This is a genomic window from Citrobacter sp. W9 (genome assembly GCF_026719375.1).
Classification (GTDB): Bacteria; Pseudomonadota; Gammaproteobacteria; order Enterobacterales; family Enterobacteriaceae; genus Citrobacter; species Citrobacter werkmanii.
In genome coordinates, this window is record NZ_JAPPTE010000015.1 from 66,793 (window position 1) to 85,407 (window position 18,615).

Annotated in this window: 18 protein-coding genes; 11 read left to right on the plus strand and 7 right to left on the minus strand. The window is 53.8% G+C overall.

Annotation, left to right across the window (positions count from 1 at the left end):
• Positions 1–14: 14 nt before the first annotated feature.
• A complete protein-coding gene (locus OOJ59_RS19390; protein ID WP_137346724.1) occupies positions 15–1,097 on the plus strand; it encodes a cellulase family glycosylhydrolase in 1,083 nt (360 codons plus the stop codon).
• Here the strand turns inward: OOJ59_RS19390 and emrD are convergent.
• The 3 genes from emrD to tisB form a co-directional block, all read right to left on the minus strand.
• The gene (gene emrD / locus OOJ59_RS19395) at positions 1,024–2,208 is read right to left on the minus strand and encodes a multidrug efflux MFS transporter EmrD (protein ID WP_038635685.1); all 1,185 of its coding nucleotides are present in this window, start codon (positions 2,206–2,208) and stop codon (positions 1,024–1,026) included. The genes OOJ59_RS19390 and emrD overlap by 74 nt on opposite strands.
• Positions 2,209–2,401: 193 nt before the next feature.
• A complete protein-coding gene (locus tag OOJ59_RS19400; protein ID WP_110496412.1) occupies positions 2,402–3,235 on the minus strand; it encodes a DMT family transporter in 834 nt (277 codons plus the stop codon).
• Between the two features lie 123 nt (positions 3,236–3,358).
• A complete protein-coding gene (gene tisB / locus OOJ59_RS19405; protein WP_003023909.1) occupies positions 3,359–3,448 on the minus strand; it encodes a type I toxin-antitoxin system toxin TisB in 90 nt (29 codons plus the stop codon).
• 522 nt (positions 3,449–3,970) lie between these two features.
• Here tisB and ivbL point away from each other — a divergent pair.
• The 3 genes from ivbL (at position 3,971) to ilvN (ending at position 6,159) form a co-directional block, all read left to right on the plus strand.
• Positions 3,971–4,069 carry an ilvB operon leader peptide IvbL gene (ivbL, locus tag OOJ59_RS19410; protein ID WP_003827118.1) on the plus strand — a complete coding sequence of 33 codons (99 nt, stop codon included), beginning with the start codon at positions 3,971–3,973 and terminating at the stop codon, positions 4,067–4,069.
• Positions 4,070–4,176: 107 nt separating this feature from the next.
• A complete protein-coding gene (ilvB, locus tag OOJ59_RS19415) occupies positions 4,177–5,865 on the plus strand; it encodes an acetolactate synthase large subunit (protein WP_085049144.1) in 1,689 nt (562 codons plus the stop codon).
• Between the two features lie 3 nt (positions 5,866–5,868).
• Positions 5,869–6,159 (plus strand): acetolactate synthase small subunit, encoded by a 291-nt coding sequence (ilvN, locus tag OOJ59_RS19420; RefSeq protein ID WP_038635677.1) that lies wholly within the window; start codon positions 5,869–5,871, stop codon positions 6,157–6,159.
• 1 nt (position 6,160) lies between these two features.
• Here the strand turns inward: ilvN and OOJ59_RS19425 are convergent, their stop codons facing one another.
• Complete coding sequence (locus tag OOJ59_RS19425; protein WP_085049143.1) at positions 6,161–6,946, minus strand: DeoR family transcriptional regulator; 786 nt, start codon at positions 6,944–6,946, stop codon at positions 6,161–6,163.
• Positions 6,947–7,270: 324 nt separating this feature from the next.
• On the opposite strand from OOJ59_RS19425, the gene rbsK reads away from it, so the two are divergent.
• From rbsK to uhpT, 7 genes are all read left to right on the plus strand, one after another.
• A complete protein-coding gene (gene rbsK, locus OOJ59_RS19430; RefSeq protein WP_160955949.1) occupies positions 7,271–8,191 on the plus strand; it encodes a ribokinase in 921 nt (306 codons plus the stop codon).
• 27 nt (positions 8,192–8,218) lie between these two features.
• Positions 8,219–9,535, plus strand: coding sequence for an L-fucose:H+ symporter permease (fucP, locus tag OOJ59_RS19435; protein WP_038635670.1), 1,317 nt, complete (start codon positions 8,219–8,221; stop codon positions 9,533–9,535).
• Positions 9,536–9,546: 11 nt separating this feature from the next.
• On the plus strand, positions 9,547–10,560 hold the full coding sequence (locus OOJ59_RS19440) for an aldose 1-epimerase family protein (protein WP_268063454.1): 1,014 nt from the start codon (positions 9,547–9,549) through the stop codon (positions 10,558–10,560).
• Positions 10,561–10,705: 145 nt separating this feature from the next.
• The gene (gene uhpA / locus OOJ59_RS19445) at positions 10,706–11,299 is read left to right on the plus strand and encodes a transcriptional regulator UhpA (protein ID WP_038635664.1); all 594 of its coding nucleotides are present in this window, start codon (positions 10,706–10,708) and stop codon (positions 11,297–11,299) included.
• On the plus strand, positions 11,296–12,798 hold the full coding sequence (gene uhpB, locus OOJ59_RS19450; RefSeq protein ID WP_160955950.1) for a signal transduction histidine-protein kinase/phosphatase UhpB: 1,503 nt from the start codon (positions 11,296–11,298) through the stop codon (positions 12,796–12,798). Before uhpA ends, uhpB begins: the two co-directional genes overlap by 4 nt.
• A gap of 9 nt (positions 12,799–12,807) precedes the next feature.
• The gene (locus OOJ59_RS19455; RefSeq protein WP_042311488.1) at positions 12,808–14,136 is read left to right on the plus strand and encodes an MFS transporter; all 1,329 of its coding nucleotides are present in this window, start codon (positions 12,808–12,810) and stop codon (positions 14,134–14,136) included.
• A gap of 142 nt (positions 14,137–14,278) precedes the next feature.
• On the plus strand, positions 14,279–15,670 hold the full coding sequence (gene uhpT, locus OOJ59_RS19460) for a hexose-6-phosphate:phosphate antiporter (protein WP_038635654.1): 1,392 nt from the start codon (positions 14,279–14,281) through the stop codon (positions 15,668–15,670).
• Between the two features lie 47 nt (positions 15,671–15,717).
• On the opposite strand, the gene OOJ59_RS19465 is transcribed toward uhpT, so the two are convergent.
• The 3 genes from OOJ59_RS19465 to OOJ59_RS19475 are packed head-to-tail and all read right to left on the minus strand — an operon-like array spanning position 15,718 to position 18,591.
• A complete protein-coding gene (locus tag OOJ59_RS19465) occupies positions 15,718–16,338 on the minus strand; it encodes a 2-dehydro-3-deoxy-6-phosphogalactonate aldolase (RefSeq protein ID WP_038635651.1) in 621 nt (206 codons plus the stop codon).
• Positions 16,331–17,227, minus strand: coding sequence for a 2-dehydro-3-deoxygalactonokinase (locus tag OOJ59_RS19470; protein WP_121529740.1), 897 nt, complete (start codon positions 17,225–17,227; stop codon positions 16,331–16,333). The genes OOJ59_RS19465 and OOJ59_RS19470 overlap by 8 nt, the downstream gene beginning before the upstream one ends.
• Positions 17,228–17,280: 53 nt before the next feature.
• Positions 17,281–18,591 (minus strand): MFS transporter, encoded by a 1,311-nt coding sequence (locus OOJ59_RS19475; RefSeq protein WP_051594496.1) that lies wholly within the window; start codon positions 18,589–18,591, stop codon positions 17,281–17,283.
• Between the last annotated feature and the right edge of the window lie 24 nt (positions 18,592–18,615).

The window sequence follows — 18,615 nt, forward strand, 5'->3', positions numbered from 1 at the left end:
TGATATCACTCCTGATGATTTGCGTAAGGACGACCGTGTTAAAGTCGATTGTTTCCCTGTTACTCTTCGCCAGCGCCACCGTGTGCGCTGCGCAACCTGCGCTGACGGCGGCGGCGTATGCGCAGCAGCTTGGGGTCGGGATGGACGTAGATTGGGCGCGAACCGAGCGTGGCATCCGCGAGTTCGATCCGCTGGTGGTGCGGGATTTCAGGGCGAAAGGCATTTCCCATGTGCGTATTCGCGTGGCGGGAGAACCGACAGAAGCCAGACTGATTCATCTGCGCAAGCTGGTCGAAGCCTGCGAGCAGTATGGCGTAATCCCGATTATTGCTTACCAGGCGGATGAATATAAACAAGACCCCAGCGCCGGTAATGAAAAAGAGGTGGTGAACTGGTGGGTGGCGGTGGCGCATTACTTTGGTCAACGTTCGCCGCTACTGGGTTTTGACCTGATTTATGAACCTGCGGATAAGCTCAACCATAATCAGGCATCGCTCAACCGGGTGTATGACAAAACGATTCGTACCATCCACGCTATTGACCCGCAACGGATGATCTTCATTGCGCCGCGACTGCGTGCCGCGCCGGAAGAGCTGCCGAACCTGAAGTTGCCGCCGCAAAGCCAGAATACCGTGCTGGCCGAATGGCATATCTTCCCGTGGGGGCCGCTGAAAAATAACGGCAAATACCCATGGACGTCAGGGACTGCAGCGGAAAAGACGGCTATTCGCGCCCGTATCAATACCGCCATTCGCTGGCAGCAGAAAACCGGTCATGTGAGTTGGGTAGGCGGCTGGTCGCCGGGAGAAACCATTAAAAATGGACCTTCTGCTGCGCAAATGGCCTTCGCCCGTTTTATGGCGTGCGAGCTGAAGAAAGCGAAGATTCCCTATGCTGTCAATGCGGATACGCAGTTCTATGATGGCGAGGAGGGAGCCTGGCGTCCGGCGCTGGAGCCGTTGCTGACGACGATGGTTGCGCCTGAATGTGATAAACCCGGCGATAAACCGGGCCATCATGCGCTTAAACCGCCTGCCCCTGATGCGACACGCGTGACGCCAGTGGAAGCCAGCATACAAAAATCAGCAGCCCCATAAGGGTCATCAACAGGCCCAGACTGGCTTGTCCGGTCTGCGGCAGCATCGCAGAGAACCACGCCAGCACACCGGAACCAATGTTCTGTAATCCCCCGACCAGCGCGCCGGCAGTGCCCGCCAGGAACGGGAAAGGTTCCATTGCGCCGCTGGTTGCCAGTGGAAACAACATCCCGGCGCCGAAGAAAAACAGCGCGGCGGGAACCAGCAGCGTCCAGACGTTCATCACGTCGAACAGGCCTGGGATCCACATCATCAAACCGGCAACCAGACAGCAGATGACCGACTGCCACATCAGCGTTGAGAAACGCTTGTTCGGGCGACCGGCGAACCAGGCGCCGAAAAACGCCGCCGGAATAGGCAGAATAAACAGGATACTGACCACCATGCTGCTTAAACCCAGCCTTGCGCCCAATAATACCCCGGAGCAGGCTTCGAAGACCGCAACGCCCGCCAGGCCGCCGATCAGCATGAGCACGTAACAGGTGAAAGAGCTGTTGCCAAACAGCGTCTTGTAACTGGCGATAAGCCGTGGACGCGGCGCGCCTGCCGGGCGCGTTTCCGGCATCCAGCGCGCCATGCTAAACGTGACGCCCGCGCACAGAATCAGCAGAAAAATATAACAAGCGCGCCAGTTCCACACGGTATCCAGCATACCGCCAATCAGCGGCGCCAGCAGCGGACTGACCAGGATCCCCATATTCAGCAAACTGTTGGCGTGACGAAGCTGCGTACCTTCATACAGGTCTCGCGGCAAGGTTCGCGCCATCACACCGCCGACGCCTGTTCCCATCCCCTGGATTGCACTGGCGATAATCAGTACCGTCAGGCTGTGGGTGGTGATGGCGACCAGCGTGGCCAGCATAAAAATAGACATCCCGGCGAGGATCACCGGACGGCGGCCAACGCGATCGGAAAGTGGGCCGTAAAACAGTTGTGACAGGCCGTAGGTCAGCAGATAGGCGGCCATCACGCTCTGCACCGCCCCTTCGCGAACGTTCAGTTCACGCGCCATATCAGCAATAGCGGGGATATAAATGGTTTGCGCCATCTGTCCAACCGCCACCAATAATACCAACATCAACAACAAATTGACGCTTCTATGCCTTTTCATTTCGCTGATAACTTTTAAAAAAGTGAAAAAATAAGAATAAGGTGCTGCACTTTCCCGTAAATGCGCGTGGAATCTACCACAACAGAAAAAGAAGGCCAGATAGTAGGCTGGAATGTTTAAGCGATGAACGGCAGGAAATGTAAACAAAAAACGGCAACAAATGTTGCCGGATTGCATCAGGTCGACCAACAGATCATGACAAGCGTAGCAAAACCGCGCCTATGGCAATACCTGCGGCTGCGACAAGACGTATCCCTGCGACCTTCTCTTTCAGCAGCAGCCAGGCGAGCAGCGCGCCAAACAGGATGGAAGTTTCACGCAGCGCAGCGACCACCGCCAACGGCGCCTGGGTCATGGCCCACAGCGCCAGTCCGTAGGAACCCATCGTGCCAATCCCGCCAAGAATACCTTTCTTCCACTGCTGTACCAGATAGCGTGACGCTTCCCGGCGTCTGGCGATCATCGCCCATGTGAGCAGGCAAGAACCGTTCAGAAAGAAGGTCCACAGCGTATAACCCAACGCGGTTTCTGATAAGCGTACCCCGGTGCCGTCGACCAGCGTGTAACCGGCAATAAAACAGGCGTTAATGAGCGCCAGAACGATCCCGCGTTGCGAGCTGCTGCGTCCGTTAAATGCCATGCCGAGAATAGCCAGGCAGATGGTGGCAATCCCCACCCAGGCAAGCGTAGAGAGACTATCGCCAAGAAACAGGACGCTGATAATCGCAACCAGCAACGGTGCGGTGCCGCGCATTAAAGGATAGGTCTGACTCATATCCGAAACCTGATAGGTTTTGGCGACAAGAACCGTGTACACCACTTGTAAGGCCGTTGAGACAGCCAAAAACGGCAGGCTGGCGGCAGAAGGCTGAGGCGCAAAGGGTAAGCAGATCAATGCCATAATCGCAGCCGAGCCGCTGACGCCGATCGCCGAGTACAGTTTATCGTTTCCAGCCTTAACAATGGCATTCCAGCTGGCATGCAGCAACGCGGCGAACAGCAAAATGCAGAAAACAGAAAGCGTCATGGCGGAATTCTTCCCTGAGAATGTCATAAAAACGTAACATATTGACGCGTGACAAGCACCTGGGAAAAGGTGAAAGGGGAGCGGAGTGTTACCCGCTCCCCTTAGGTGCGACTTGAATCTGAATTACTTAACGTATTTCAGAACGGCATCAAGTAGTTGCAGTGCTGCAACAATGAGTTTGAGGATAAGAATAGCGATATCCACGAGGCTCATACGCTCTCCTTTTGGTACAAGGAGCACGGTGCTGGCGTACCTCGCCGCTGCCTGTTGCCAGCACCTTTGTTGACATAACACAGTGTGCTCACACGGGGGTTAAGGCGCTGACGGCACCACCCGTTTCAGCCAGGACTTTGATGCGCCGGTTTACGATGCGGCCCCCGCATAACACATTGCGTACCGAAATATTATAGATAAATACTGTATAAATTAACAGTATTTTATGGACGAGACGTCAACATTAGGCCATACTCAACATCATCAAAATTCGTGCCGAAATTGCGTGTTCTTCGCAGAACGCGTATACTTTTCTCGTTGACATAACACAGTGTGCTCGGCGGCTACCAACCGCACAACGCTGAAAAGAACCTCGCTCCGGCGGGGTTTTTTGTTTTTCATCATCACATAGCGAAATGTGATCTTTGACGCATTTTTGTGCAGATGAAAATTTTTCCATTGTCACGCTGAAAAACCTGTGTTTGTATAAATCCAGTTAATCAACAAACAGACAGGTCCCTAATGAACCCTTCCATGCTGACTGCGACCCTACTAAAAACTGCGCCATCTCGCGCAGCGGTCGTCGTGCGTGTGGTGGTGGTCGTCGGCAATGCGCCGTAGGGTCCGGATCAACACACGATTCCAAAACCCCGCCGGCGCAAACCGGGCGGGGTTTTTCGTTTAAGAGACCTGCCCGGAGCAACGGCCCAGAATAAAAGGACTGGAGCATGGCAAGTTCGGGCATAACATCCAAGCGTACGCGTTTTACGGGCGCAGAATTCATCGTTCATTTCCTGGAACGTCAGGGAATCCAGGTAGTCACCGGTATCCCTGGCGGATCGATCCTTCCCGTCTATGACGCGTTAAGCCAAAGCACGAAAATCCGTCATATCCTGGCGCGCCACGAGCAGGGTGCGGGGTTTATCGCGCAAGGCATGGCGCGAACCGATGGTAAACCCGCCGTGTGTATGGCTTGTAGCGGGCCGGGCGCCACCAACCTGGTTACCGCGATTGCCGATGCTCGTCTGGATTCCATCCCGCTGGTGTGTATCACCGGGCAGGTTCCGGCCTCGATGATCGGTACCGACGCCTTCCAGGAAGTCGACACCTACGGTATTTCTATCCCCATCACCAAACACAACTATCTGGTCCGCCATATCAATGAATTACCGCAGGTCATGAGCGATGCGTTCCGCATTGCGCAGTCCGGACGTCCAGGCCCGGTGTGGATAGACATTCCTAAGGATATTCAAACCGCCGTATTTGACATTGAAGAGATGCCGGAACCCGCGCAGAAAATGGCGGCGCCGGCGTTCAGTCAGGACAGCATTCGCGATGCCGCGGCCATGATTAATGCCGCACAGCGTCCGGTGCTGTACCTCGGCGGCGGCGTGATTAACGCGCCCGCACGCGTGCGTGAACTGGCCGAAAAAGCCATGCTGCCTACCACCATGACCTTGATGGCGCTGGGCATGCTGCCAAAGGCGCATCCGCTGTCGTTAGGCATGCTGGGTATGCACGGCGCGCGCAGCACCAACTTTATTCTGCAAGAAGCGGACTTACTGATTGTTCTGGGCGCACGTTTTGATGACCGGGCGATTGGTAAAACCGAACAGTTCTGCCCGAACGCCAAAATCATCCACGTGGATATCGATCGTGCGGAGCTGGGTAAAATCAAACAGCCGCATGTCGCGATTCAGGCGGATGTCGATGAGGTTCTGGCGCAACTGATCCCACTGGTTGCAGCCCAGCCGCGAGAGGCATGGCATCAGATGGTGGCCGATTTACAACGTGAGTTTCCTTGCGCTATTCCGCAGGAAAGCGACCCGCTCAGTCACTATGGGCTGATCAACGCTGTGGCGGCTTGCGTGGATGACAGCGCCATTATCACCACCGACGTCGGCCAGCATCAGATGTGGGCGGCGCAGGCTTATCCGCTGAACCGTCCGCGCCAGTGGCTGACCTCTGGTGGTCTGGGCACCATGGGATTTGGTCTGCCGGCGGCCATTGGCGCGGCGCTGGCGAACCCGGATAAAAAAGTCCTGTGCTTCTCTGGCGACGGTAGCCTGATGATGAATATTCAGGAAATGGCGACGGCCAGCGAAAATCAGCTGGATATTAAAATCATTCTGATGAATAACGAAGCGCTGGGTCTGGTACATCAGCAGCAGAGCCTGTTCTATAAGCAGGGTGTTTTTGCCGCGACCTATCCGGGGATGATTAACTTTATGCAGATCGCAGCCGGATTTGGTCTGGAAACTTGTGATTTAAATAACGAAGCGGATCCACAGGCAGCGTTGCAGGAAATGATTAATCGTCCTGGACCTGCGCTGATCCACGTGCGTATCGACGCGGAAGAAAAAGTGTACCCGATGGTGCCGCCGGGCGCGGCAAACACTGAAATGGTGGGGGAATAAGCCATGCAACAGCAGACTCATGACAACGTAATCCTGGAACTCACCGTACGCAACCATCCGGGCGTAATGACCCACGTCTGCGGGCTGTTTGCCCGCCGCGCGTTCAACGTGGAAGGTATTCTTTGCCTACCGATCCAGGACAGCGATAAGAGCCGTATCTGGCTACTGGTCAACGACGATCAGCGTCTGGAACAGATGATAAGCCAGATCGACAAACTGGAAGATGTGGTGAAAGTCGCCCGAAACCAGTCAGACCCGTCGATGTTTAATAAAATCTCCGTCTTCTTCGAGTGAGTTAGTCGCCGTCTGAATCCGGGGTAATCACTTTGACAGAGCCGTTCCGGCAGTGGGTTGCGTAATCTGCCGGTAACGGACGGTCGCTTATCAGTACGTCAAAGGTGGAGAGTGGACCAATGCTGGCGGGGGCGACCTCATCGAACAGGGCGTGGCGCGTCAGCAGAATTTTACGTAATCCGCGTTCCATCGCTTTGCGTTTTGTGGCCAGATCGTCCGGATTGAACCAGCTAACGCCGAAATGCTCATGGATTCCGCTGGCGGAGATAAAGACTTTCCGTGGGTTGAGTGCATCCAGCGGGGAGGGATTGCTGGTGTCGTAAAAGGCGTCACTTTTCGCCCGGTAGGTTCCCCCGCAAAGAATCGCTGTGGCGTTGGGTTTTTCATTTAGCGCTACAAACACCCGATGCGAGTAGCAAATCCCGGTAAAGGAAATATCGTCCGGGATCATGCTGACCACCAACGGCATTTCCGCACCATTATCAAAAAAGACCAGATCATTTTCACTCACCAGTCCCGCTGCCAGAATGGCAACCGGTAAATCGTCGCGGTGATACTGCTTTTGCGCGGGGAGTGGCGCGTTAACGATGGTAGCAGGTTTGTTCACCATCACAATGTAACCACCGAGCAGCGTGAGGGGTAACGGCTCGTCATCCTGACTGAGATCCCGACGAATAGTCATCACAGAAACTTCCAGCATTCGTGCCGCCTCTTTCAGATGGATTCGGTCGGTCTTCTTCAACAATTCCATCAGACGTCGAATACGTTCTTTCTGCTTGGTTTCCATGTGCTTCTCCACGAATCATATTTCCATGTTCCTTCAGTAACATTTTTGTGTTTCTGAGAACATGACATTGCCGCATTACTATACGTCTGACTATTCGGAAATAAAAGCGTGTTTTTTCACGTTTTATTGATTATATCCAGTTAACTTTCAGTCAATTGTAAGCAACTTCATCATTTTTAGTGTGATCGGATAGCAACATTTAGCGTAATAAATAAACAATAAAATGATCTTCCAATCGCGATCCTAGTCACAAATGATACAAAAGTAACATGATAATGTTATTTTAATATCATTGTTGTGTGATTGTTTCTGAGAGGTAGTAAAATGGATATCGCGGTTATTGGCTCCAACATGGTGGATCTCATCACCTACATCAACCAGATGCCCCAAGAAGGGGAAACGCTGGAAGCGCCGGCGTTCAAAATTGGCTGCGGGGGTAAAGGCGCAAATCAGGCCGTTGCGGCCGCTAAGCTCAATTCCAAAGTGCTGATGCTGACAAAAGTCGGTGATGATATTTTTGCGGATAACACTATTCGTAATCTCGAATCCTGGGGAATTAATACCACCTATGTCGAAAAGGTACCCTGCACCAGCAGCGGTGTCGCACCGATCTTTGTTAATGCCAACTCCAGCAACAGCATTCTGATTATTAAAGGAGCGAACAAATTTCTCTCCCCGGAAGATATCGATCGTGCGGCGGAAGATCTAAAAAAATGTCAGCTTATTATCCTGCAACTGGAAGTGCAGCTGGAAACTGTTTATCACGCGATTGAATTCGGCAAAAAGCACGGTATTGAAGTGTTACTAAATCCCGCCCCTGCATTACGGGAATTAGATATGTCTTATGCCTGTAAATGTGATTTTTTCGTGCCGAATGAAACCGAGCTGGAAATATTAACCGGTATGTCAGTAGATACCTATGACCATATTCGCGCAGCAGCACGTTCTCTGGTTGATAAAGGTCTGAACAATATTATCGTCACCATGGGTGAGAAAGGTGCGTTGTGGATGACGCGTGACCAGGAAGTCCATGTTCCGGCGTTTAGAGTGAACGCTGTCGATACCAGTGGCGCAGGCGACGCTTTCATCGGTTGTTTTGCTCACTATTACGTTCAAAGCGGTGATGTGGAAACCGCCATGAAAAAAGCCGCTCTCTTCGCTGCTTTCAGCGTTACCGGGAAAGGAACTCAATCATCTTATCCAAGCATCGAACAATTTAATGAGTTTCTTACCTTAAACGAATAATACTCCTGCACTGTAAAAGGTAGCACTATGAACGATAAAAACATCATTCAGATGCCTGACGGCTATTTGAATAAGACCCCTCTGTTCCAGTTTATTTTGTTATCCTGTTTATTCCCGTTATGGGGATGCGCAGCCGCATTAAATGATATTCTGATTACGCAATTCAAAAGTGTATTTTCACTCAGTAACTTTGCCTCGGCATTAGTTCAGAGTGCCTTTTATGGCGGCTATTTTTTAATTGCGATCCCGGCATCTCTGGTGATTAAAAAAACCAGTTATAAAATCGCCATCTTAATGGGGCTGACCCTTTATATCGTTGGGTGTACGCTCTTTTTCCCGGCATCGCACATGGCCACCTACACCATGTTCCTTGCGGCGATTTTCGCGATTGCGATTGGCCTGAGTTTCCTGGAAACGGCAGCCAACACCTACAGCTCAATGATAGGCCCAAAAGCCTATGCGACCTTACGCCTGAACATCAGCCAGACCTTTTATCCTATTGGCGCAGCGGCTGGTATTCTGCTGGGTAAATATCTGGTCTTCTCTGAAGGCGAAAGCCTGGAAAAACAGATGGCCGGGATGAACGCCGAGCAGATCCATAACTTTAAAGTGATGATGCTGGAAAATACTCTTGAGCCATACAAGTACATGATTATGGTGCTGGTTGTGGTGATGGTGTTATTCCTGCTGACCCGCTTCCCGACCTGTAAAGTCGCGCAAACCACGAGTCGTAAACGCCCGTCAGCGATGGATACACTGCGTTATCTGGCCAGCAATGCCCGTTTCCGTCGTGGAATTGTGGCGCAATTTCTTTATGTGGGGATGCAGGTCGCGGTGTGGTCATTCACCATCCGTCTGGCCCTGGAATTAGGTGATATCAACGAGCGCGACGCCTCAACCTTCATGGTCTATAGCTTCGCCTGCTTCTTTATCGGTAAGTTTATCGCCAACATTTTGATGACACGCTTCAATCCGGAAAAAGTGCTGATTCTCTATTCCATCATTGGTGCCCTGTTCCTCATCTATGTTGCACTGGCGCCAAGTTTCAGCGCTGTGTATGTCGCAGTGCTGGTAAGTGTCCTGTTTGGACCCTGCTGGGCGACAATCTATGCTGGTACGCTTGATACCGTGGATAACGAACATACCGAAATGGCAGGTGCCGTCATTGTTATGGCGATTGTCGGCGCGGCGGTGGTTCCGGCGATTCAGGGCTATGTGGCTGATATGTTCCATTCATTGCAACTTTCGTTCCTGGTTTCCATGCTCTGCTTCGTGTACGTCGGTATCTACTTCTGGCGTGAAAGCAAAGTGCGCAACAACCTGGCAGAAGCGACAGTTTCCTGAGGAGAGCGATCATGACAACACGTATAACGCTGTGGCGAGAACTCTTTGCAGAGCATCCGCGAATCTTACTGAAGAATAGCGACTTCACGGTTACCGCATTTCGTTACGCCAGCGGAGTGGAAGGGCTGAAGGTAGAAAACAGTCGTGGACATCTCGTTATTCTGCCCTGGATGGGGCAAATGATCTGGGATGCTCAGTTTGATGGCCATGACCTGACCATGCGTAACATGTTCAGTCAGCCGAAACCGGCGGCGGAAGTGGTGGCGACCTACGGCTGTTTTGCCTTCCACTCAGGTCTGTTGGCTAATGGTTGCCCATCGCCAGAAGATTCACATCCTTTGCACGGTGAAATGGCTTGTGCCGCGATGGATGAAGCCTGGCTGGAGCTGGAGGGTGAGAATTTGCGCGTGGGTGGACGCTATGAGTATGTGATGGGGTTCGGTCATCATTATCAGGCGCATCCTGCGGATGTAATGCACAAAGCGAGCGCGCTGTTTGATATTCAGATGGCGGTTACCAACCTCGCCTCAGTGGCAATGCCGTTGCAGTACATGTGCCATATGAACTATGCCTACGTACCGGAAGCCTCCTTCAGCCAGAATATTCCGGATGAGGCCATGAAGCTGCGTGAGTCGATACCCGCGCATGTTAAGCCGACTGAGCAATGGCTGGCGTTTAATCAGCGGATTGTGCAGGGCGAGGCTTCTCTGGCGCGGCTCAATGAACCCCATTTTTACGATCCGGAAATTGTCTTCTTTGCTGACCAACTGGACAGATACACAGATAAGCCGGAATTTAGCATGATCGCACCAGATGGCACCACGTTCGTTACACGCTTCTCCAGCGCGGAGCTGAATTATGTGACGCGATGGATCCTGTATAACGGCGATCAACAGGTTGCGGCATTCGCCTTGCCTGCAACCTGTCGACCCGAAGGATTCCTGGCGGCACAACGCAATGGCACCTTGATTGAAATAGAACCGCAGCACACCCGGACATTTACCGTCACGACAGGCATAGCCTGATCGCTCAAGGCTTGAACACCAAAGCGCTTATCGTTAAGGTAAGCGTTTTTGCCGGATGGCGGCATAAATGCCTTATCCGGCCTACCTGCCCGTAGGCCTGATAAGCGCAGCGCCATCAGGCGTTTCCCGGCCCCAGGACAAACCCATGATCACCATCGCCCTTATCGACGACCACACTATCGTCCGCTCCGGCTTTGCCCAACTGCTGGGGCTGGAAGCTGATTTGCAGGTTGTGGCGGAATTTGGCTCCGGGCGCGAGGCGCTGGCCGGTTTACCGGGGCGCGGCGTGCAGGTGTGTATTTGCGATATCTCGATGCCCGATATCTCGGGCCTGGAGCTACTCAGCCAACTGCCAAAAGGGATGGCGATCATCATGCTCTCCGTCCACGACAGCCCGGCACTGGTCGAGCAGGCACTCAACGCAGGCGCGCGTGGCTTTCTTTCAAAACGCTGTAGCCCGGATGAACTGATTGCCGCCGTGCATACCGTGGCGACCGGCGGTTGCTATTTGACGCCGGACATCGCCGTCAAGCTGGCGGCCGGGCGTCAGGATCCGTTGACCAAACGTGAGCGTCAGGTGGCGGAGAAGCTGGCGCAAGGGATGGCGGTGAAAGAGATTGCCGCCGAGCTGGGGCTGTCGCCGAAAACGGTGCACGTTCATCGCGCCAACCTGATGGAAAAGCTGAACGTCAGCAACGATGTTGAACTGGCGCGCCGGATGTTTGACGGCTGGCAATGAACGCACTTTTCTCTCGGTTGATTACCGTTGTCGCCTGTTTCTTTATTTTTTCCGCCGCGTGGTTTTGCCTGTGGAGCATCAGCCTGCATCTGGTCGAACGTCCGGAGCTGGCGGTACTGCTGTTTCCGTTTGGCCTGCGTCTGGGATTAATGCTGCAATGTCCGCGCGGTTACTGGCCGGTGCTGCTGGGCGCGGAATGGCTGTTGATGTACTGGCTGGCGCAGGAGGTGGCGCTGGCTCATTTGCCACTTTTGATGATCGGAAGCGCCCTCACGCTACTCCCGGTGATGCTGATTTCGCGATACCGCCATCAACGCGACTGGCGCACGTTGCTGTTGCAGGGCGCAGCGCTGACGGCGGCGGCGCTGCTGCAATCGCTGCCGTGGTTGGGGCAGGGGGAGGAAGCGTGGAATGCGCTGTTACTGACCCTGACCGGCGGATTAACGCTGGCGCCGATCTGCCTGGTGTTCTGGCACTACCTCACCAGCACCACCTGGCTGCCGCTCGGCCCGGCGCTGGTGTCGCAGCCGGTGAACTGGCGCGGGCGACATCTGGTCTGGTATCTGCTGCTGTTCACCGTCAGCCTGTGGCTACAGCTCGGTTTGCCCGCTGAGCTTTCGCGCTTTACGCCGTTTTGTCTCGCTTTACCGATTATTGCGCTCGCCTGGCATTACGGCTGGCAAGGCGCGCTGATTGCGACGTTGATGAACGCCATCGCGCTGATTGCCAGCCAGACCTGGCACGATCACCCGGTCGATTTACTGCTCTCGCTGTTGGTGCAAAGCCTGACCGGCCTGCTGCTTGGCGCGGGTATTCAGCGGCTGCGTGAGCTTAACCAGTCGCTGCAAAACGAGCTGGCGCGTAATCATCGGCTGGCGGAACGTCTGCTGGAGACCGAAGAGAGCGTGCGCCGCGACGTGGCGCGCGAGCTGCACGACGATATCGGCCAGACCATCACCGCCATTCGCACGCAGGCGGGTATCGTACAGCGCCTGGCCCCCGAGAACGCGGGCGTTAAGCAAAGCGGGGCGCATATCGAGCAGTTGTCTCTGGGCGTGTACGATTCGGTGCGCCGCCTGCTGGGTCGCCTGCGACCGCGCCAGCTGGACGATCTCACGCTGGAACAGGCCATCCGTTCATTGATGCGCGAAATGGAGCTGGAAAGTCGCGGTATCGTCAGCCATCTTGACTGGCGAATTGATGAGTCATTGCTGAGCGAAAGCCAGCGCGTGACGCTGTTTCGCGTCTGTCAGGAAGGGCTGAACAACATTGTGAAGCACGCCAACGCCAGCGCGGTGACGCTCCAGGGCTGGCAGCAGGATGAGCGGCTGATGCTGGTGATGGAAGACGACGGCAGCGGTCTGCCGCCGGGGTCGAACCCGCAGGGTTTCGGCCTCACCGGTATGCGCGAGCGGGTGACGGCGCTCGGCGGTTCACTCACGATTTCCTGTATGCACGGTACGCGCGTCAGCGTGTCGCTGCCCCAGCGCTACGCCTAAGGAACGGCCATGTTTCAGTTTTTAAAAGCTCCGGCCAGCGCGCCGCTTATCACCGACAAGCAGGAAGTGGACGCCCGCTACCGTTACTGGCGGCGGCATATCCTGCTGACTATCTGGCTCGGCTACGCGCTGTTTTATTTCACGCGCAAAAGCTTTAACGCCGCGGTGCCGGAAATTATCACCAGCGGCGTGCTGACCCGCAGCGATATTGGCCTGCTGGCGACGCTGTTTTACATCACTTACGGGCTGTCGAAATTTGTCTCCGGCATTGTTAGCGATCGCTCCAACGCCCGCTATTTTATGGGCATTGGGCTTATCGCCACCGGCGTGGTTAACATCCTGTTCGGCTTCTCAACCTCGGTCTGGGCCTTTGCCGTACTGTGGGCGCTGAACGCCTTCTTCCAGGGCTGGGGCGCGCCAGTGTGCGCCCGTCTGCTCACCGCGTGGTATTCGCGCAACGAGCGCGGCGGCTGGTGGGCAATCTGGAACACCGCGCACAACGTCGGCGGCGCGCTGATTCCGATCGTCATGGCGGCGGCAGCGCTGCATTACGGCTGGCGCGCCGGGATGATGATTGCCGGTACGCTGGCGATCGTGGTGGGCGTTTTTCTTTGCTGGCGGCTGCGCGACAGGCCGCAGGCGATTGGTCTGCCGCCGATTGGCGACTGGCGGCACGATGAGCTGGAAATTGCCCAGCAGCAGGAGGGCGCGGGGTTAACTCGTAAAGAGATCCTCACCAAATATGTGTTGCTCAATCCATATATTTGGCTGTTGTCGCTGTGCTATGTGCTGGTGTACGTGGTACGCGCGGCGATCAACGACTGGGGCAATCTGTATATGTCGGAGACGCTCGGCGTCGATTTGGTCACCGCCAACACCGCCGTCACCATGTTTGAACTGGGCGGGTTTATCGGCGCGCTGGTGGCGGGCTGGGGCTCGGACAAGCTATTCAACGGCAATCGTGGGCCGATGAACCTGATTTTCGCCGCCGGGATTCTGCTTTCGGTCGGCTCGCTGTGGTTGATGCCATTCGCCAGCTACGTGATGCAGGCGGCGTGCTTCTTCACCACCGGCTTCTTCGTCTTTGGCCCGCAGATGCTGATTGGCATGGCGGCGGCGGAGTGCTCGCACAAGGAGGCGGCGGGCGCAGCGACCGGCTTTGTCGGCCTGTTTGCTTATCTGGGGGCATCGCTCTCCGGCTGGCCGTTGGCGAAAGTGATGGAGGTCTGGCATTGGAGCGGATTCTTTGTGGTGATCGCCATCGCGGCCGGCATCTCAGCACTGCTGTTGCTGCCGTTCTTAAACGCCCAGGCACCGCGCGATCTTAACGAAGCGTGATGCACCTCACCTTTTTGCCCCGAGTGGGGCAAAACTAAGAAATATTCCCGGTTTCACCTGGACGCTGTCTCAGGCGTGTCTCCCGGCTGATTTTTACAATGCCTGCCATTCGCAGGTAAAAAAATCAGCTCGGGAGTGTCAAATGCTGGCCTTTCTCAACCAGGTGCGCAAGCCGACCCTGGATCTGCCGCTCGATGTGCGGCGCAAAATGTGGTTCAAACCGTTCATGCAGTCCTATCTGGTGGTCTTTATCGGCTATCTGACCATGTACTTGATCCGCAAGAACTTCAACATCGCGCAGAACGACATGATCTCCACCTACGGGCTGAGCATGACGCAGTTGGGGATGATTGGCCTCGGCTTCTCCATCACCTATGGCGTGGGTAAAACCGTGGTTTCCTACTACGCGGACGGCAAAAATACCAAGCAGTTCCTGCCGTTTATGCTGATCCTCTCCGCCATCTGTATGCTCGGCTTCAGCGCCAGCATGGGCGCGGGGTCAACCAGCCTGTTCCTGATGATCGCCTTCTACGCGCTGAGCGGTTTCTTCCAGAGCACCGGCGGCTCGTGCAGCTATTCCACCATCACCAAGTGGACGCCACGCCGTAAGCGCGGTTCCTACCTCGGCATGTGGAATATTTCCCACAACCTCGGCGGTGCGGGTGCGGCGGGCGTCGCGCTGTTCGGCGCGAATTACCTGTTCGATGGCCACGTCATCGGTATGTTTATCTTCCCGTCGATTATTGCCTTGATTGTCGGTTTTATCGGCCTGCGCTACGGCAGCGACTCCCCGGAATCTTATGGCCTCGGTAAAGCCGAAGAGTTGTTCGGCGAGGAGATCAGCGAAGAGGACAAAGAGACCGAAGAAAACGAGATGACCAAATGGCAGATCTTTGTTGAGTACGTGCTGAAAAACAAAGTGATCTGGCTGCTGTGCTTCTCCAACATCTTCCTGTACGTGGTGCGTATCGGTATTGACCAGTGGTCCACCGTCTACGCCTTCCAGGAGCTAAAACTCTCCAAAGAGGTGGCAATTCAGGGCTTTACCCTGTTCGAAGTGGGCGCGCTGGTCGGCACGCTGCTGTGGGGCTGGCTCTCCGATCTCGCTAACGGTCGTCGTGCGCTGGTGGCCTGCGTGGCGCTGGCACTCATCATCGCGACGCTGGGTGTTTACCAGCACGCCAGCAACCAGTACGTCTATCTGGCTTCGCTGTTTGCGCTCGGCTTCCTGGTGTTTGGCCCGCAGTTGTTAATCGGCGTGGCCGCCGTCGGATTTGTGCCGAAAAAAGCGATCGGCGCGGCCGACGGGATTAAAGGCACCTTCGCCTACCTGATTGGCGACAGCTTCGCCAAGCTGGGGCTCGGGATGATTGCCGACGGCACGCCGATTTTCGGTCTCACCGGCTGGGCGGGCACCTTTGCCGCGCTGGATACCGCCGCCATCGGCTGTATCTGCCTGATGGCCATCGTGGCCGTGTTTGAAGAACGTAAAATTCGCCGTGAGAAAAAGATTCAACAATTGAAAGTTGCTTGAGTTAAGTGTGCATTGGTAACTTTTGCCCGCCTTAATGGCGGGCTTTTTTATGCCTGAGACTGACAGAAAGTATTATAAGCCTCGATAAATGCCTTCGCATTTGCGGCTGTTTGATGGATAGATTGTCCGGCACGATACAGATCGCTGCCTAAGCCGGCACCGAAACAACCTGCCTTCAGGTAATGGGACAAATTGTCTGGCCTAATTCCGCCAACGGCATACAAAGGGACTTGAGGAGGCAAAACGGCTTTTAATGCCCGGATGTAATTCGGTCCCAGTTCCCCCGCAGGGAAAATTTTCAATCCGTCCGCACCATGCCGGAATGCAACAAATGCTTCGCTGACTGTTTGGCAGCCGATGCAGGTGGTCATTTTGGCCGCTCGCGCAGTATCAATTACTTCCGGATCGGTGTTGGGCGTAAGGATAAATGCACATCCCAGCGAAGAGAGTGTGCTGACATCACTGACATTAGTGACCGTTCCGGCACCGATTTTTACTGTATGACCATAATGTTCCACGGCAAGAGCAATACTACGTTGCCAGTCTGGCGAATTCAGCGGTATTTCTATTGTGCTGAATCCGGCTGTGATAAGTGCATCAATATGGGCCAGCACTTCATCGGGCTTCACCCCACGTAAAATTGCGACCAAAGGGTTACGACTATTCATTTAAAAGTCTCCTGATGCCATTAATAAATGCTTTTTCACCGTTACACAGCCGACAGCGATAACCGAAATGATGAAACAGGCTTTGATAGCGGCTGAGCAAATCGTCATTGCCCACCAGAATGACTTCTTCTTCAGTGTTAATGGCATAGTGCTGTAGCATTTGTGCTATTTCATGGCCAATCAATAACCCTGACAGAGATTCGTAAAGCGTATCGGGTAACAACGCATGGGTGAGTATTCTGGCTCTCAGATCAAATAGGCTGCGGGATAAACATGTTTCCTGCCAGCCGCGTTCGGCTCCTGCTAAAAAAGCCTGTTCGTTCTTGTTTTGTTCCTCGGCGTTTTTCCCAACGATGGAGTAGTGTGAAAGTAAGTGGAAAAACTCGCCGGTCATGACGGTTTGAAAATCGCAGACGTTACTCTCTTGTACCTGCACCCATTTGCTGTGTGTTCCCGGGAATACGTACCAGTTCTCATCAGCTAAGGCGCCAAAAAGCTGAGTTTCCTCTCCACGCATGACGTTGTAGTTTTCCGGCCCGGCAATTTGCAGGCCAGGAACGATGAAAGTGGGAAAAGGGCCCGCATCTTCAACCTTTGTTAGATGCTGTGATAATGTACTTAACGGGGTTGGACAGCGTAAATAGTGGCTATCTACCCACCCGATATTACTGCCCACCATTCCGCTCATTATGACGGTTGTATCTGTGTTTAATGGCCGCGGACACAAACTGAGCAGTGTTAACCAGGTGTCTTTGAATACACCTGGTTGATGTTTGAGTACCCCATTCTGACTGACGTGTTGCCAGACACATTGATTCTGTTGATAGACCCAAATGCGCAGGTTGCTTGAGCCCCAGTCTACGGCAATGAAATTCTCTGAATTGAACATACATCGTTCCTGATGTTGAAAGATGGCCCGTAAACGGGCCAGATTCAGGCGGATTACTCGTCAGTAATGACCATTTTTTTATCAAAGTTGATCAGCAGCGAGCAGATGAGATAACCCACAGCAGCCAGCGCAAAGAACATCATCGCTGCGTAATAGTTCCCCGTGGATTGCACCAGGAAACCGATAAAAATAGGCAGGATGGCTGCAAACAAATTACTGGTGAAGTTCATGGTTCCGCAAATGGTGCCTGCAACTGATTGTGCGCCCAGTAGTCCGGGTATTGACCAGTAAACGCTGGCCCATCGCAGGGGAAAAAGGGCAATAGTGAGCAAGGTAATTGCGACGGCTGGCGTCGAGCTTTGTGCGCAAAGGAAAATACCAACACCAGCGGTGGTAGCCGAAATCGCCAACATCGTATGCATAACGCGGCTTGTTTTTGCTCCTTTGCTGCGCCATTTATCCATAATGTAGCCGCCAGTCAGTTGGCCGACAAAACACAGCAGGAAGATCAGCGCCATTGCTCCGCCCATCGATTTGATATCAAAACCGTAGGTGGCCTGGAAATAGAGCGGTAGCCATGTCATCAGGCCATAGAACACGAAGCTATAGCAGACCCAGCCACAGATAAGTGCAATCACATTACGTTGTTTCAGGTAAGGTTTGATATCGGCCAGACGGTATTTCTTGCTACTGGTTTCAGCACCGTTTGCCGCAACAATATGGTCTAGTTCAGCTTTATTGATGCTGGGGTGTTCTGATGGATAAGTGCGGATGTACCACCAGGCCAGTAAACCGACAATCATTGTTCCCACACCAGCCACCACGAATGCCATACGCCATGAGTCGAAAAAGGCAATAAGTCCGGCGATGATCACCGCACCCAGCGCCGTACCCAATGGAGCGCCGCCATCAAGTAGCATCGAACCACGTCCGCGTTCGGTTGGCGTTAACCATGTGCCCATTAACTTCGCGCCGGCGGGCATGATTGGAGATTCAGTGACGCCTAACCCCAGACGAGAAAGTGAAAGGGTGAAAATAGAGTGACACAGAGCCGCAACGGCTTGAAATGCTCCCCATAAGATAGTGGCCAGCGCAATGATATGTCTGGCTTTGAATTTATCAGCAATGACCCCACTGGGGATTTGCATTAATGCATAAGCCCAGAAAAAGGCACTATGAATCACACCAACAACGCGAGTATCGGTAATACCAAATTCATCTGTAATATAAGGCATGGCAATAGAAAGAGAGGTGCGGTCAATATAGTTAATAGCACCTAATAAGAGCATAATAATAAATATGCGCCACCTTACTGTTGTTGCCTTTAACTTTTCTTCTTCAGTATTTACGTTAACAATAGACATAAGGGCTCCTTGCCATACTCATAA

Excerpts from the sequence above, each read along its gene's own strand:
- OOJ59_RS19470 (WP_121529740.1), bottom strand. The coding sequence starts at position 17,227 with ATGTTCAATTCAGAGAATTTCATTGCCGTAGACTGGGGCTCAAGCAAC.
- uhpA (WP_038635664.1), top strand. The coding sequence starts at position 10,706 with ATGATCACCATCGCCCTTATCGACGACCACACTATCGTCCGCTCCGGC.
- ilvB (WP_085049144.1), top strand. The coding sequence starts at position 4,177 with ATGGCAAGTTCGGGCATAACATCCAAGCGTACGCGTTTTACGGGCGCA.
- uhpT (WP_038635654.1), top strand. The coding sequence starts at position 14,279 with ATGCTGGCCTTTCTCAACCAGGTGCGCAAGCCGACCCTGGATCTGCCG.
- OOJ59_RS19425 (WP_085049143.1), bottom strand. The coding sequence starts at position 6,946 with ATGGAAACCAAGCAGAAAGAACGTATTCGACGTCTGATGGAATTGTTG.
- emrD (WP_038635685.1), bottom strand. The coding sequence starts at position 2,208 with ATGAAAAGGCATAGAAGCGTCAATTTGTTGTTGATGTTGGTATTATTG.
- tisB (WP_003023909.1), bottom strand. The coding sequence starts at position 3,448 with ATGAGCCTCGTGGATATCGCTATTCTTATCCTCAAACTCATTGTTGCA.
- OOJ59_RS19475 (WP_051594496.1), bottom strand. The coding sequence starts at position 18,591 with ATGTCTATTGTTAACGTAAATACTGAAGAAGAAAAGTTAAAGGCAACA.
- OOJ59_RS19465 (WP_038635651.1), bottom strand. The coding sequence starts at position 16,338 with ATGAATAGTCGTAACCCTTTGGTCGCAATTTTACGTGGGGTGAAGCCC.
- uhpB (WP_160955950.1), top strand. The coding sequence starts at position 11,296 with ATGAACGCACTTTTCTCTCGGTTGATTACCGTTGTCGCCTGTTTCTTT.
- fucP (WP_038635670.1), top strand. The coding sequence starts at position 8,219 with ATGAACGATAAAAACATCATTCAGATGCCTGACGGCTATTTGAATAAG.
- OOJ59_RS19455 (WP_042311488.1), top strand. The coding sequence starts at position 12,808 with ATGTTTCAGTTTTTAAAAGCTCCGGCCAGCGCGCCGCTTATCACCGAC.
- OOJ59_RS19440 (WP_268063454.1), top strand. The coding sequence starts at position 9,547 with ATGACAACACGTATAACGCTGTGGCGAGAACTCTTTGCAGAGCATCCG.
- OOJ59_RS19400 (WP_110496412.1), bottom strand. The coding sequence starts at position 3,235 with ATGACGCTTTCTGTTTTCTGCATTTTGCTGTTCGCCGCGTTGCTGCAT.
- ilvN (WP_038635677.1), top strand. The coding sequence starts at position 5,869 with ATGCAACAGCAGACTCATGACAACGTAATCCTGGAACTCACCGTACGC.
- rbsK (WP_160955949.1), top strand. The coding sequence starts at position 7,271 with ATGGATATCGCGGTTATTGGCTCCAACATGGTGGATCTCATCACCTAC.
- OOJ59_RS19390 (WP_137346724.1), top strand. The coding sequence starts at position 15 with ATGATTTGCGTAAGGACGACCGTGTTAAAGTCGATTGTTTCCCTGTTA.
- ivbL (WP_003827118.1), top strand. The coding sequence starts at position 3,971 with ATGAACCCTTCCATGCTGACTGCGACCCTACTAAAAACTGCGCCATCT.